This window comes from Amycolatopsis halotolerans (assembly GCF_042647905.1).
GTDB classification, from domain to species: Bacteria; Actinomycetota; Actinomycetes; order Mycobacteriales; family Pseudonocardiaceae; genus Amycolatopsis; species Amycolatopsis halotolerans.
The window spans coordinates 18,098-32,217 of sequence record NZ_JBHRWI010000024.1; the positions used below are offsets into that span (position 1 = coordinate 18,098).

Sequence of the window (14,120 nt, forward strand, 5' to 3'; positions counted from 1 at the left end):
GGCCTCACCTGAGGAAAACGCAGAGGTGACCAGTGACTGAAACCCCCGACGGCTCCACGGTCCGCGCGGTCAGCCGGGCGATCGACATCCTGTTCGCACTCGGACACAACCCGCTCACGCTCGGCGACGTGGCCGAGGTCGTCTCGCTGTCGAAGCCGACGACCTATCGGCTGCTGAGCACGTTGCGCGCCAAGGGAATGGTCGTCCAGGACCAGGCCAGCGGGCACTACGGGCTCGGCCCCGGCTGCTTCCACCTGATGTCGTCGATCTCCAACGGCAACGCGGGCTTCATCTTCGAAGCGACGGACGCGCTGGAGCAACTGCGCGACGTCACCGCGGAGACCGTCGCGGTGCACGTGCGCGCCGGCCGTTCCCGCATCTGCGTCAAGGAACTGCCCAGCCCGCACCTCATCCGCTACATCGCGGGCGTCGGCGTTTCCGAGGGCATCCACACCGGGTCGGCGGGCAAGACGCTGCTTGCGTTCATGCCCGAGGCCGAGCGCGAGCGCCTGCTCAAGGATCTCCCGCTCAACCCGACGACGCCGAACACGATCACCGACCTCGAAACCCTGCGCGCCCAGCTGAAGAGCATCGCGGCCGCGGGCATCGCGCACAGCCACGGCGAACGGGCGATGGGCGCGGTCGGCGTCACCGCGCCGATCACGGACGCGAACGGCTTCGCGCTCGCGGCGTTGAGCGTCATCGGACCGGAAGGCCGCCTCGGCAAGGAGAAAATCGCCGAGATCGAACGCCACGTACGGGAGGTCGCGGCCCGAATTTCGGCGACGGTGTCCGGAGCATCCGAAGTGGACTGAACGAGACGGAGGTCCAGTGGCCCACGACAGCGACGACATCACCACGGCGAACGACGGCCGGGTCCCGATCCGCGCGCGGTACGCACCGACCGCTGCCGAGCCCGCGCTGAAAGCGTGGAGCGACAACCGGATCGCCGGGCCCGGACCGTTCCGGCCGCGCTTCATGGTCTACTCCGGACTCGGCCCGCCCGCGATGACCGCGGAACGGCTCGCCGTGCTGCAGGAGGTCGGCGCGGAGTCGTTCCTGCTGGCCGCGGACCTGCCCTCGCAGCTCGGGTTCGACCCCGACCACGAGCTTTCGCACGCCCAGGTCGGCCGTGCCGGGGTGTCGTGCGCGACGCTCGACGACTTCGCCACGATCTGCTCCCGGCTCGACCTCTCCGCCGCCGACAGCGTCGGGATGCTGCAGAACTCGCTCGGCCACGTCGCGCTGGGAATGGTCCACAGTGTTCTGTCCGATCGGGACGCTCGGCACGTGAAGCTGGTGATGCAGAACGATCCGCTCAAGGAATTCACCGCGCGGGGCACCGAGATCCACTCCCCCGCGCAGGCGCTGCGGATCGCCGCCGACTGCGTCGCGTTCGCGATCGACGAGGACATGCCCGGTGCGGCGCTCACCGTCTGCTCCAACCACTACGACGTCGCGGGCGCGGGTCCGCTGCTGGCGGTGGCTTTCGCGTTCGGGAACGCCATCGCGTATGTGGACGAATTGGCCGCGCGCGGCTACGAACCCGCGGACGTCGCCGGGAAGTTGATGTTCTTCCTCAACGAGCGCAGCGATTTGTTCGTGGAGGCTTCGGTTTTCCGCACAGCGCGGCTCCTGTGGAGTGAGATTCTGCTTGACCGCTACGGCATTCCGATCTCCGAGCAGCCCGTCGCGAAGCTCATGGGTTACGCGCACGGCCTGGAATCCGCCGAGGAACCGCTGGTCAACATCCCGCGCGTGACGCTCAGCGTGCTCGGTTCCATGCTCGGCGGCGTCGACTACCTCTGCGCCACCGGTTACGACGAGGCCTTGCGCATCCCGTCCGCCGACGCCGCCGCGCTCGCCGTGCGGACGATGCAGGTCGTCGCCTACGAACACGGCACGTTGACGACCATCGACCCGCTCGCGGGCAGCGCCAAACTGCGCGACGTGGACGAGCAGGTGATGCGCAAGGTCCGGCTCGAACTCGACCGCCTCGCCGAGGCCGGCGGACCGCTCGAAGCCATCGAGAACGGCTACATCGCCGGGCGCATCGACGAGAACCGAGGCGCCCGCCAGGAACAACTGAGATCCGGCGAGCGGCTGATGGTCGGTCACGGCGTGTTCGACGCCAAGGCCCGCGCGGAGTGGTTCGCGGGCAAGAGCTCGGGCGAGATCGACTTCGCGAAGGTCGAGCGGGATGCCGTCGAACGGATCACCGAGCACAAGCGCCGCCGGGACACCGCGCTGGTCGACCGGGCGCTCAAGGCGGTCGAGACCGCGGCCGCGGGGACCGAGAATCTCGTCCAGCCCAGTATCGAGGCGCTGCGTGCGGGTGCGACCTCCGCCGAGATCGTCGGGGCTACCCGGGAAGGGTTCGACCGATGAAACGCGTCGTCCTCGCCAAACTCGGCCTCGACGGACACGACGTTGGCGTCCGGCTCATCGGCAAGCACCTCGCCGACGCCGGATTCGAAGTCGTCTACCTGGGTAAACGCGTCGCCACCGCGACGATCGTGCAGGTCGCGGTCCAGGAGGACGCCGATGCGGTCGGGCTCAGCTGCCTCAGCGGCGGGCTCGGTCACTTCGCCTCGCTGACCGTCGAGGGACTGCGTCGCGAAGGCTCTGACGTCCCCGTCCTCGCTGGCGGTATCGACGAGCCTGCCGAGATCGATCGGATGATGGCGGCGGGCGTCCACCGGCATTTCGGGCCCGGTGCGTCGATGGAGGAGGTCGTCGCAGCATTCCGCCGGGCCGCCGTCCGTGAGGGGAACCCTGAGGGAATCTGAGTCCCTCAGGGTTCCCCTCACGGACCTCTGAAGAGCCGAGGCAAGACCCCTCTTGACCTGCGTGACCAGGGCGAGTAGACAATCCATATCACGTAGTGATTCGCACGTTTCATAGGACGAAACACAGAGAGTTTCGTCCCGACGGCCGTCGAAGGTGGCGGAAGGAGCGGGCAATGGCGCCGGCGCAGGAACCGACCCAGGCACGACCCGAGACGAGACTGGCCAAGGTCGCGGTGACCGCACTCTCGGCCTCGAGCATCGAGAACTACGACTTCTTCATCTACGGCACCGCGGCGGCGCTGGTCTTCCCCCAACTCTTCTTCCCCGAGCAAACCGCGCTGACCAGCGCACTGCTCAGCTTCGCGACCTTCGCGGTCGGCTTCATCGCCCGACCGCTCGGCGGGGTGCTCTTCGGCCACATCGGCGACGTGCACGGCCGCAAGAAGGCGCTGATCGGGGCGCTGGCCGGGATGGGGCTCGCGTCGACGCTCATCGGCCTGATGCCGACGCACTCGGTGATCGGGGTCGCCGCGCCGATTCTGCTGGTATTGCTGCGTTTCCTCCAGGGCATCGCGGTCGGCGGACAGCTCGGCGGGGTCGTCCTGCTCGCGATGGAGAGCGCGCCGCCCCGGAAGCGCGGCTTCTTCTCGAGCTTCGCTCAGGCGGGCGGTCCGGGCGGCATCATCCTCGGCAACCTCGCGTTCATCGCCGCCATCCGGTTCACCTCGCCCGCCGCGTTCGAGGCGTGGGGCTGGCGCGTTCCGTTCCTCGCGAGCGCCGTGCTGGTGTGGCTGGCCATCCACCTGCAACTGCGTCTCGAAGACACGGATGCGTTCCGACGGCTCAAGCAAGTCAAGAAGCCGGACGCCGAACGCTCGCCCGTGCTGCGCGCGTTTCGCGTCCACTACAAGCAAATCGCGCTGGTCGCGGCCGCCTACATCGGTATCAACGTCACCTACTACCTGTTCATGACGTTCGCGGTTTCCTACAGCACGAACTCCGCGATTTTGGGCCTGTCGAAGGACACCGTCCTGCTCGCCGTGCTCGTCGCGGCCGGGGTGCAACTGGTATTGCTCCCGGTGTCCGGCGCCATCTCCGACCGCATCGGCCGCCGCGCAATGCTGCTGGCGGGTTCGGGGATGCTCTGCGCCTTCTCGTTCGCGTTCTGGCCGCTGCTGAACACGAAATCGACGTTCCTGATCCTCGTCGCGTTCATCGTCGGCCTCGGCCTGATGCACACCACGATGTACGGACCGCAGGGCGCTTTCTTCGCCGAAGCGTTCTCCACCGGGCTCCGGTACTCCGGCGTCTCGCTGGGCGTGCAGATCGGCGCCGTCGTCGGCGGTGCGTTCGCCCCGCTGATCGCGACGTCGCTGTACGCGGCGACCGGATCCTCGATGTCGGTGGCCATCTACATGGCGGTGGTCTGCGCGATCACCTTCGGCGCGGTACTCCTCATGCCGGAAACCCACCTGAAAGACATCAACGAACCAGTGGCGGCGGCCGAACCCGCCGCCGCGAACGACCCAGCCGTCTGACCAAAGGAGAAGCAGCATGGCGATGCCCACCCGGCATCTCGGCAAGCTCGACGTCGGCGCCCAAGGGCTCGGCTGCATGGGCATGAGCGATTTCTACGGCAGCGGAGACGAAACCGAGTCGATCGCGACCGTGCACCGCGCGCTCGACCTCGGCGTGACACTCCTGGACACCTCCGACATGTACGGCTACGGCGCCAACGAGGAACTGGTCGGACGGGCGATCGCCGGCCGCCGCGACGACGTCGTCCTGGCCACCAAGTTCGGCGTCGTCCGCGCGGAGGAGGACTCGATGGCGCGCTCAGTGCGCGGGGACGCGGAGTACGTCCGGCAAGCCTGCGAAGCGTCCCTGCGCCGCCTCGGTGTCGACCACATCGACCTCTACCAGCAGCACCGGGTCGATCCCGCAGTCGACATCGAGGAAACCGTCGCGGCGCTGGCGGAGCTGGTCGCGGCCGGGAAGGTGCGCCATCTCGGGCTGTCGGAGGCGTCGGCGGACACGATCCGCCGGGCGCACGCCGTCCACCCGATCACGTCCGTGCAGACCGAGTGGTCGCTGTGGTCGCGCACCATCGAGGACGAGGTGGTGCCGGTCTGCCGCGAGCTGGGCATCGGGATCGTGCCGTACTCGCCGCTGGGCCGCGGCATTCTCACCGGCCGCTACCGTTCGACGGACGACTTCGAGAAGGACGACTTCCGGCGGACGTCGCAGCCGCGCTTCGCCGAGGGCAACCTCGAACGCAACCTGGAGTTCGTGCGGGCCCTGGAGGAACTCGCCCGAGCACGTGGCGTCACGGCGGGTCAGCTCGCGCTGGCGTGGGTACACAGTCACGGCGACGACGTCGTGCCGATCCCGGGCACGAAGAAGCGGAGCAGGCTGGAGGAAAACGTCGCGGCCGTCGATATCTCACTGTCCGCCGCTGACGTGGCAGCGATCGAACAGGCGGTGCCCGCTGACCAGATCGCCGGCGAGCGGTACTCCCCGGACCGGATGTCGTTGCTCGAATGACCTTGATGGGTTGGTGAAATGCGTTTCGCAGACCGTGTGGTGATCGTGACCGGCGGCGGTGGCTCCGGACTGGGCCGGACGCTGGTCCGCCGCTTCGCCGGCGAGGGCGCCGCCGTCGTGGTGGCCGACCGCGACGAGGCGGCTGCCGACCAGGCCGCCGCCGAGGTGGAAGAACAGGGCGGGCGGGCGTTGGCTGTCCGAACCGATGTCCGCAGCGACGACGACGTCCGCGCGATGGTCGAAGCCGTCCGATTCGCCTACGGCCGCGTCGACGTCCTCGTCAACAACGCCTTCACGTCCAATCCGGCGTCCATTCTGGACACCCGCATCGAGGATTGGCAACGCGACCTCGACGTCGTGCTGACGGGCGCTTTCCGGTGCTCCCAACAGGTTCTTCCCACGATGATCGACCAACAGCGCGGGGTGATCATCAGCGTCTCGTCGGTGAACGCGCACACCCACGTCGGCGCGGCCGGATACAGCGCCGCGAAAGCCGGGGTGGAGGCGCTGACCCGCAATCTGGCCGTCGAGTTCGCGCCCTTCGGGATCCGGGCCAACGTGCTGGTGCCCGGCACTTTCCGCACCGACGTCTGGAAGGAACGGCAGAAGATCGACCCGGATCTCCTCGACCGTCTCGCGACCTGGTACCCGCTCGGCCAGGTCGGCGTGCCCGACGACATCGCGTCCGCGGCGCTGTTCCTGGCTTCGGACGAGGCGTCGTTCATCACGGGCAGCCTGCTGCCGGTCGACGGGGGTCTGCTGGCGGGCAATCCGCAGTTCGCGCGCGACGTGCATCCGGAGAATCACCGATGAAGGACGAGGTGCGCGTTTCGCTGGTGCAGTTCAGTTCCGCGGTACTGGACTGTCCAGGCAACGCCAAACGGATGGCGGAGTTCGTCGAGCGCGAGGCACAGGAGCACGGTGCGGAGCTGATCGTCTTCCCCGAACTGAGCAACACCGGGTACGTCCGCTCCGCGCGCGACGACGCCTATGCCGAAAGCCTCTACGCAGCGTCGGAACTCGTGCCGGGCCCGACCACTGAGGCGCTGGGCGAGGCGGCTCGCCGTGGTGGCGCACACGTCGTGGTTGGTATGTCACAACGGCATCCACGCATACCAGAGGTGCTCTACAACAGCGCCGTGCTGATCGGCCCGTCGGGCGATGTGATTGGTGTGCAGCACAAGGTGCATCCGTGCCGCGACGAGAAGGAATACTACGTCCCTGGCGATGAGATCTCAGTGTTCCCCACTGCGCTCGGCACTCTCGCGCTCAACGTTTGCTACGACGTCCGGTTCCCCGAGATGGCTCGCGTGCAGACCCTCGCCGGTGCCGAGATCGTCGTCTCGCTGTGGGCGTCGGCGGTGCAGCCGGGGAAGGTTCCGTCGGACAGCATCGTCTCCCGGTGTGCGACGCGGGCGATGGAGAACGCCGTGTTCTTCTTGGGCTGCAACCGAACTGGCACGGACGACGAGCAGCACTTCTACGGTCGAAGCGCCGTCGCGGGCCCGAGCGGTGACGTGCTCGCGCGTTCGGACGACGACCGGGAGGACGCTGTCCGGGCCGTGCTACGGGGTGCAGATCTCAAAGCGCAGCGGCGATACCTCACGATCTTCCGCGACCGCAGACCGGAACTGTACGGCCGCGTCACCGAACCGCTCTCCCGCCCGGAGCCCTGATGACCTTGGACCTCTGTCAATGGACGGCTGAACAGCTCGGTGCCGCTTACGCGTCCGGCGACCTTTCGCCGGTCGAAGCGACGAAGGCAGCGCTGGAGGCGATCGACGCCGATCTCCGCGCTTTCGCTTACGTCGACCAGGAAGGCGCGCTCAAGCAAGCGACCTTGAGCGAACAACGCTGGGTCGACGGACGCGCGCTGGGACCGCTCGACGGCGTTCCCGCGTCGATCAAGGACCTCTTTCTCACCCGAGACATGCCAACGCTGCGCGGTTCGCGTCGCACCGACCTGACACAGCCCTGGGACACCGACAGCCCTGCCGCGGCAGCACTCCGCGCGAACGGTCTCGTCCTGCTCGGCAAGACGACCACGTCCGAACTCGGCTGGAAAGGCGTCACCGACAACCCCGTCGACGGCATCACCCGCAACCCGTGGGACCCGACGCTCACCGCGGGCGGATCGAGCGGCGGCAGCGGCGTGGCAGTCCGGGCGGGAATGGGCGCGGTGTCCGTGGCCACCGATGCCGCGGGTTCAGTCCGGATCCCGGCCGCTTTCTGTGGCGTTGTGGGCTTTAAACCGACGCATGGACGCATCCCGATGCACCCGCCGAGCGTCCTGGGCACGCTGGCGCACGCCGGACCGATGGCCCGCTCGGTAGCCGACGTCGCCGCGCTCACCGAAATCCTGTCTGCTCAGGACCACCGCGATCCCTCCTGGACGCCAACGATCGGCGAGCCAGCGGACCCCGTCAGGATCGCGTTCTCGCCAGCGCTGGGCCGCGTGGACGTGCAGCCGGAGATCGCCGCTCTTGTCGCGGAAACCGTCGCCTCATTGGCCGAGGCGGGCTTGCGAGTCGAGGAGGCCGCCCCCTCTTTCCCAGACCCGGCAAGCGCCTTCGACGTGCTGTGGTCTGTCGGCGTCGCGCACATCGTCCGGCGCTACGGCGGCACGGCACCGCTCGACCCGGGCCTGCAGACGCTCATCGAACGAGGTGTCCGCTACGAGACCGCCGACTATCTCGACGCGCAAAGCGAACTCGCCGCGCTCGGCGTCGCCATGGGCGAGTTCCACACGCGCTACGACATCCTGCTCACCCCGACCGTGCCGATCGAGCCTTTCGCCGCGGGTCACGACGTGCCACCGGACAGCGGAATGACCGACTGGCCACAGTGGACACCGTTCACCTACCCGTTCAACATGTCACGGCAACCCGCGTTGAGTGTCCCGATCGGACTCACCGCACGCGGTCTGCCAGTGGGCATCCAGATCATCGGCCCCCGCTACGCGGACTCGGCAGTGCTCGCGGTGGGCGCGTTGATCGAGAAATTACGACCCGCGATCGACTATCCGCAGGAGGACGCATGAAGTTCGGCGTCAACACTTTCGTCACCGACGAGAGCATCCGCCCGGACGCACTGGGCCGGGCGTTGGAAGAGCGCGGTTTCGAAACGCTTCTCGTCACGGAGCACTCGCACATCCCGGTCAACCGGGAAACGCCCTGGTCCGGCGGCGGCGAGCTGCCGCGCGAGTACCACCGCACCTATGACCCGTTCGTCGCCCTCGCCATCGCTTCCGCGGCAACGAGCACGCTCACCCTCGGCACCGCCGTCGCCCTGCTGGCCCAGCGCGATGTCTTCCAGACCGCGAAAGAAGTCGCGACGCTCGACGTCCTCTCCGGCGGCCGAGTCCTTTTCGGAGTGGGCGTCGGCTGGAACCGCGAAGAAATGCGCAACCACGGGGTCGAGCCGCGTCGCCGGGGTCCGCTGCTGAACGAGAAACTCGCCGCGCTCAAAGCGATCTGGACCACCGACGAGGCGGAATTCCACGGCGAGCACGTCGACTTCGACCCGGTCTTCTCCTGGCCGAAACCCGCGCAACGCCCGCACCCGCCCATCGCCGTCGGCGGCGAAAGCCCGGCCGCGCTCGACCGGCTCGTCCGCTACGGAGACGAATGGCTGCCCCGCGCGAAAACCCCGGTCGACGAACTGCGCCGCGTGTCGTCTTGGCTGGCCGACCAGGGCCGCGCCGACGTCCGCACCACGCTCTGCGGGGCCACTTTGGACTCCGACCTCGCCGTCTGCGCCGAGGCCGGAGTGGACCGGGTGACGTTCACGCTGCCGCCGTCACCGGAACGGGAAACGTTGCAATACCTGGACAAACTGGCGGCATACGTCGAACGACAGAAAAGCTGAAAGCGGCCACTGCCAGATTCAGCAGTGACCGCATCAGTTTTTGAAGACTAGATACCCATGCTCGCGCCGAGCGTGTCGAGCGCCTTGTTCACCATCCCCTGCGCAGCGGCGTTCAGGTTCGCGTTCGTCCCGTTCACCACCCAGTCCGAACCGGAGAACATCACCACGGTCACACCGTTGTCGACGCCACCGTCAGTACCGCTGCTGTTGATGCCCAGCAGCGAAGCCGCCTTCACCGACGCTTCGCCCAACTCGCGGGAGTCGTTGTCCGAAGTGTCCTGGTCGTTCGCGGTCTGCGTGTCGCCGAAGATCGCGCCGATCACCTTGCTCTTGTAGAACATCAGCGCGAACTGCCTGCCCTTGATGCCGTGCTCCTTGTAGAAGAAGTGCGGGCACGGGCTCTTCTTGTCGTAGCAGTCGTCGCCGAGGACGTAGAACGGCACCTTGTGCGCGCCGAGCGACTTTCCGTTGCTGTCCTTGAAAGTCGTGGTTCCCTGGTGGTCGGGATCGGGGTCGGGGTCGCTGCCGTCGGTGTCGACGGCCAGGCCGGAACCGTAGGCGTAGACGCCCTTCGCCACCTGGTAGACGTTGACGTTCTTGGCCCGCGTCATGGTGTTGATGTGCGGCTGGGTATTGACCTTGTTCTCGTTCGTGCTGTTCTTCTTGACGCCGGCCAGCACCTCCGCGGCCGTGTACGACTTGGCGGCGGTGTCCGAGGTGGACGCGTGAGCGGAGTTGACGGCGAGCGGAACGGCGAGCGCCAGAGCGGCGCCGACCACAGCGAAACGCCTACGGGAGGATGACATGACCGGGCGACCTCCAGCCTTCATTAGGAAAACTTCCTAACATAGTGAACCATCCGTGACCGGTCGTTGTCACGAGGTGACCTGGAGAAAATTCCCGGCGGCGGCCTGGTGCTGGGGAATCCACCCGGGACAGGTGCCGCTGAACGGAACTGCGGCGCGGGTCAGGGCAACTCGAAGCGGTAAAACTGGTGCCCTTCCACCATCAGAACAATCTGGCTGACCCCGCGGGTGCGGTACGGCAGAGCGGCACGCATCGCGAAGAAGATCGTCCTGATCGCCTCGAACATCGCGGGGCGGTCTTTCACCAGCCGGTAGCTGACCGGGAGATTCATGACCGCGCTGGATCGATTGTTCTTCTGCGCGTCATCGAGAAGCTTCGCGGCGTTGACGGCGAACTCGCCCGCCAGGAGATAGTCCCCGGCTCGCTCGGTGCCGCGCGCCTCCGGCGGCGTCAGCAACAGCGGGTCGAACTGCCGGGCCGCGGCCAAGACGGCCTCGCTCGGCCCAGCTGACTTGAGGTTCGGTTTGGGCGCGTCCCGAGACGGAGAGAAGTCAAACGGAACCGACGGGCCCGGGATGATCTTCTCGCCGGGCGCGGACGGAACCGGCGGCGCGACGGACGGCGGCACGACCTGGGCGTACGGGCTGCCCGCGCCCTCCTGCTGGCGTTCCATCGCCTTGCCCGGCTGCTGGTTGATCCATCCCTCCACGAGGCTGTGGATGGAGCCCTGTTCCTCGGGCTTGAGGTGTGCCTGATCCATCGCCACGTCGACAAGCTTGAGCACTCCCGACGCGACTGCCGACTTGGCGCCGTCCACGACGAGCTTCCGCAGGCCGTCGGACAGCCCTATCCGGCGGAGGATCGGCGTGAGGGTCGAGTCGACGATCACGGCGCCGACCGCCTCGCCCGCGTTCTTCGGCCGCTTGTCCGGGTCGGCCTTCGCCGGAGCGATGCCCAAATGCGCCACCCGATTCTCCGGAACGACGGGCGGCAGTTTCTTGGCGACCTCGTGCGCGAGGGCGGACGGCGTGCCGGAAACCGGACCGGACAACCACGCCTGAACCGACGCCATCTTCATCGCATCGCCGACGAACAGCTTCAGGATCGCGGACTTCACCTCGTCGGTGTTGTGCAGCGTCTGGCCGCCCTGTACTCGCTGTATCTCGGTCAGGTATTCGGTGAGCGCCTTCTCCACCTTGCCGACCGGCACGCCCGGTTTCTCGCCGCGGCGGTCGACCTGCCGCTGGACCGCTGCGACCGGGCCGCCGGGCACCGCCACCAGCCCCGCGTCGGCCGCCCGCTCCGCCGCGTCCCCGGGGGAACTCACCCCCGGCACGAGGCGGCTGGCATGCCGCTGCTGCACCACATGGGCCGCCTCGTGCGTCAGGAGGTGTTCGTCGGGGGTGCCGGCGACGACGATGTCCTCGCCGGAGGTGTACGCGACCGCGTCCTGGTCCCGCGCGGACTGCGCCGCCTCGGGACCGGTGTGCACCCGGACGCCGCTGAGGTCCTCGCCCCACCGGTCCTCCAGCCGATTCCGGACCTCGGATGGGAGCGGAGTCCCAGCCGAACGCGCTGGGATCTGGCTGAAGTCCGTTGAGGTGGCAGCCGGCGTCTCCCGCGCCTCATCCGGCACGACCTGAGGGGCCGGATGAGGCGTCGGCCTCGTCGGACGGTGGTCGTGAGCCCGCATACCGCGCCTCGCTTCCGGTCGCCTGGCTACGGCTTCAGCCCCCAGGATCGGCCGGGCGCGTCACCGCCGCATCACCGCCGGGTCAGGACGCGCAGTAGGCCTTGAGCGCCGCGTTGCCCAGCGTGGTCTGTCCCCGGGTCGCGGCACCCGCCAGATGGTTCTCGTTGGCCGCGATCAGCACCTGCTTGCTGCCGTCGTCGCTGGTCAGCCACAGGTTGTAGTAGCCAAGCACCCCGCCGCTGTGATTCCAGACCAGGCCGCAGGACGTTGGCGACAGGCCGATTCCCAGCCCGTACTGGTTGCCCGCGTTGTCGGTCGGCACTGTCGTCTTCAACTCGGTTTGCTGCTGCGGCGGCAGGAGTTTTCCGCTCAACAGCGCGCGTTCGAAGGTCGCCAGATCGTCCTCTGTGGACACAATGGCGCCAGCGGTGCCGAAGGCCTGCACGTTGGAGACCGTGACGTCGTTGTAGAACGCGCCGAACGAGATGTAGTAGCCGTTCAGATAGTTGCCGGTCAGGCCGGGGTCGGCGGTCGGGAAGGAAGTGCCGCGCAAGCCGAGCGGTTCGATGATGCGCCGCTGGATCTCCGCGGCCGGTTCGTTCCCGGTCACCGCCTTGATCACCATGCCGGCGAGCACGTAGTTGGTGTTCGAGTAGTGGAATCCCGCGCCCAGCGACGGGTGCGACGTCGCGATGTCCACCAGCGTCTGCGACGGCCATGCCTGACGAGGATTGGTGTTCGCGACGTAGGGGCCGAGGAACCGGAGGTCGCCCGCGTAGTCCGGCAGACCGGAGGTTTGGTGCAGCACCTGGCGGACGGTGATCTTCGTGCCGTCGTTGCCATTGGCGTTCACCGAACCGGGCAGCCAGCGCGCGAGCGGGTCGTCGAGGGACAGCTTGCCCTCGGCTTCCAGCTGCAGCAGGACGGCCGCGGTGAACGCCTTGGTGTCGCTGCCGATCCGGAACTGCGCTTTCGGGTCCGCCGGGGTCTTGGTGGTGAGATTTCCGTATCCAGCGTGGATATAGTGCGCGGTTTCACCGTTCCGGACGAGGCCGATCACCCCGGGATATCCCGCGCTGACCCCGCCCTGGGCTCCGGCTTGGAGGATCTCCGCCGGAGTCTCCGCCGAAGCCGGGCTCGCCAGACCGGTCAAGGCCGCCACCACGGCCGCCGCGACCGCTCCGAAAGCTTTGCGTCTCATCGCACTCCCCGCGTCGAAGGTCGCCGGGCTTGCCGATTCCTGAACGGGCACAGCAGTTTCCGGCGAGAGGAATGCGCACCGTATCCGCTTCCGATCAAACTTCGATGAATCGTCAGAGCTTCGCCGCGTCCACGATCGCCTGCGCGAACGGCCGCGGCGCCTCCTGCGGCACGTTGTGCCCGATGCCGTCAAGGATCCGGTGCTCGTACTTCCCGGTGAACTTGGCGCGGTAGGCCTTGCCGTCCTTCGCCGCGCCGTCGAAGTCGCTGGCGAGCGTGATCGCCGGGACGCCGATGGTCGCGCCCGCGGCGAGTTTCTGTTCGTACGCCTCGTACTGCGGTTCGCCGGGAGCGAGACTGAGCCGCCAGCGGTAGTTGTGGATGACGATCGCGACGTGGTCCGGATTGTCGAAGGCGGCGGCGCTGCGATTGTACGTCGTGTCATCGAACTGCCAGGTCGGCGACGCCGTCTTCCAGATCAGCTTATTGAAATCGTGCCGGTTCGCCGCGTAACCGGCGCGGCCGCGCTCGGTCGCGAAGTAATACTGGTACCACCAGCCCAGTTCAGCGGCCGGGGGAAGCGGCTGAAGGTTGGCCTTGAGGTTGGCGACGATGTACCCGCTCACCGGGACAACGGCCTGGCACCGCTGCGGCCACAACGCCGCGATCACCGCGGCTGTCCGGGAACCCCAGTCGTAGCCGCCGAGAATCGCTTTGTCGATCTTCAACGTGTCCATCAGCGCGACGACGTCTTGTGCGATAGCCGTCTGCTGTCCATTTCGGACGGTACTCGCCGACTTGAACACCGTCGGGCCGAAGCCTCGCAGGAACGGGACGATCACCCGGAACCCTTGCGCGGCAAGCAGAGGCGCGACGTCAGCGTAGCTGTACGGGTCATACGGCCAGCCGTGCAGAAGCAGCACCGGTTTGCCGTTAGCCGGGCCGAATTCCGCGTATGCCATCGAAACGACACCGGCGTCCGCGTGCTTGATCGTGCCCAGTGAGGTGTGTTCGCCCGAGCCCGCTCGCAGGCCGGGGACGGTGGGCTGCGAGGCAGCGGGCGAGGAGCAGGCAGCGAGAGAGGTCGCCGCCAGACCGGCCGCGAACGCCTGGGTGAATCGTCTCCTGCTGATCATCTGAACTCCTGTGCGCGAGACCGTGGGACGGCCTCGACGCTAAGGAGCCCGGCCGCCGGCCGCGCCCGTCAGATGACGCAACCG

Annotated in this window: 13 protein-coding genes; 9 read left to right on the top strand and 4 right to left on the bottom strand. The window is 67.7% G+C overall.

The window, feature by feature from the left end; genetic code table 11:
* The first annotated feature begins 32 nt into the window (after nt 1-32).
* From ACFORO_RS20370 to ACFORO_RS20410, 9 genes are all read left to right on the top strand, one after another.
* Nucleotides 33-815, top strand: coding sequence for an IclR family transcriptional regulator (locus ACFORO_RS20370; protein WP_370935123.1), 783 nt, complete (start codon nt 33-35; stop codon nt 813-815).
* 16 nt (nt 816-831) lie between these two features.
* Nucleotides 832-2,388 carry a methylmalonyl-CoA mutase family protein gene (locus ACFORO_RS20375; protein ID WP_377871376.1) on the top strand — a complete coding sequence of 519 codons (1,557 nt, stop codon included), beginning with the start codon at nt 832-834 and terminating at the stop codon, nt 2,386-2,388.
* Entirely contained in the window at nt 2,385-2,789 is a 405-nt protein-coding gene (locus ACFORO_RS20380) for a cobalamin B12-binding domain-containing protein (RefSeq protein ID WP_377871378.1), read from the top strand. The genes ACFORO_RS20375 and ACFORO_RS20380 overlap by 4 nt, the downstream gene beginning before the upstream one ends.
* A 173-nt stretch (nt 2,790-2,962) precedes the next feature.
* Entirely contained in the window at nt 2,963-4,327 is a 1,365-nt protein-coding gene (locus tag ACFORO_RS20385) for an MFS transporter (RefSeq protein WP_377871379.1), read from the top strand.
* A gap of 22 nt (nt 4,328-4,349) precedes the next feature.
* The gene (locus tag ACFORO_RS20390) at nt 4,350-5,333 is read left to right on the top strand and encodes an aldo/keto reductase (RefSeq protein ID WP_377871475.1); all 984 of its coding nucleotides are present in this window, start codon (nt 4,350-4,352) and stop codon (nt 5,331-5,333) included.
* Nucleotides 5,334-5,351: 18 nt separating this feature from the next.
* Nucleotides 5,352-6,146: an SDR family NAD(P)-dependent oxidoreductase gene (locus ACFORO_RS20395; RefSeq protein ID WP_377871380.1), complete on the top strand. Its 795-nt coding sequence runs from the start codon at nt 5,352-5,354 to the stop codon at nt 6,144-6,146.
* Nucleotides 6,143-7,009 (top strand): carbon-nitrogen hydrolase family protein, encoded by an 867-nt coding sequence (locus ACFORO_RS20400; RefSeq protein ID WP_377871381.1) that lies wholly within the window; start codon nt 6,143-6,145, stop codon nt 7,007-7,009. Before ACFORO_RS20395 ends, ACFORO_RS20400 begins: the two co-directional genes overlap by 4 nt.
* Nucleotides 7,009-8,373 (top strand): amidase, encoded by a 1,365-nt coding sequence (locus ACFORO_RS20405; RefSeq protein WP_377871382.1) that lies wholly within the window; start codon nt 7,009-7,011, stop codon nt 8,371-8,373. The genes ACFORO_RS20400 and ACFORO_RS20405 overlap by 1 nt, the downstream gene beginning before the upstream one ends.
* A complete protein-coding gene (locus ACFORO_RS20410) occupies nt 8,370-9,200 on the top strand; it encodes an LLM class F420-dependent oxidoreductase (RefSeq protein ID WP_377871383.1) in 831 nt (276 codons plus the stop codon). Before ACFORO_RS20405 ends, ACFORO_RS20410 begins: the two co-directional genes overlap by 4 nt.
* Before the next feature lie 47 nt (nt 9,201-9,247).
* Here ACFORO_RS20410 and ACFORO_RS20415 read toward each other — a convergent pair whose 3' ends face one another.
* The 4 genes from ACFORO_RS20415 to ACFORO_RS20430 all read right to left on the bottom strand — a co-directional run bounded on the left by ACFORO_RS20415 (nt 9,248) and on the right by ACFORO_RS20430 (nt 14,036).
* The gene (locus tag ACFORO_RS20415; protein ID WP_377871384.1) at nt 9,248-10,006 is read right to left on the bottom strand and encodes a glycoside hydrolase family 75 protein; all 759 of its coding nucleotides are present in this window, start codon (nt 10,004-10,006) and stop codon (nt 9,248-9,250) included.
* A 161-nt stretch (nt 10,007-10,167) separates the two neighbouring features.
* Entirely contained in the window at nt 10,168-11,700 is a 1,533-nt protein-coding gene (locus tag ACFORO_RS20420; protein ID WP_377871385.1) for an eCIS core domain-containing protein, read from the bottom strand.
* 82 nt (nt 11,701-11,782) lie between these two features.
* Nucleotides 11,783-12,901, bottom strand: coding sequence for a serine hydrolase domain-containing protein (locus ACFORO_RS20425; protein WP_377871386.1), 1,119 nt, complete (start codon nt 12,899-12,901; stop codon nt 11,783-11,785).
* Nucleotides 12,902-13,013: 112 nt separating this feature from the next.
* On the bottom strand, nt 13,014-14,036 hold the full coding sequence (locus ACFORO_RS20430) for an alpha/beta fold hydrolase (RefSeq protein WP_377871387.1): 1,023 nt from the start codon (nt 14,034-14,036) through the stop codon (nt 13,014-13,016).
* Between the last annotated feature and the right edge of the window lie 84 nt (nt 14,037-14,120).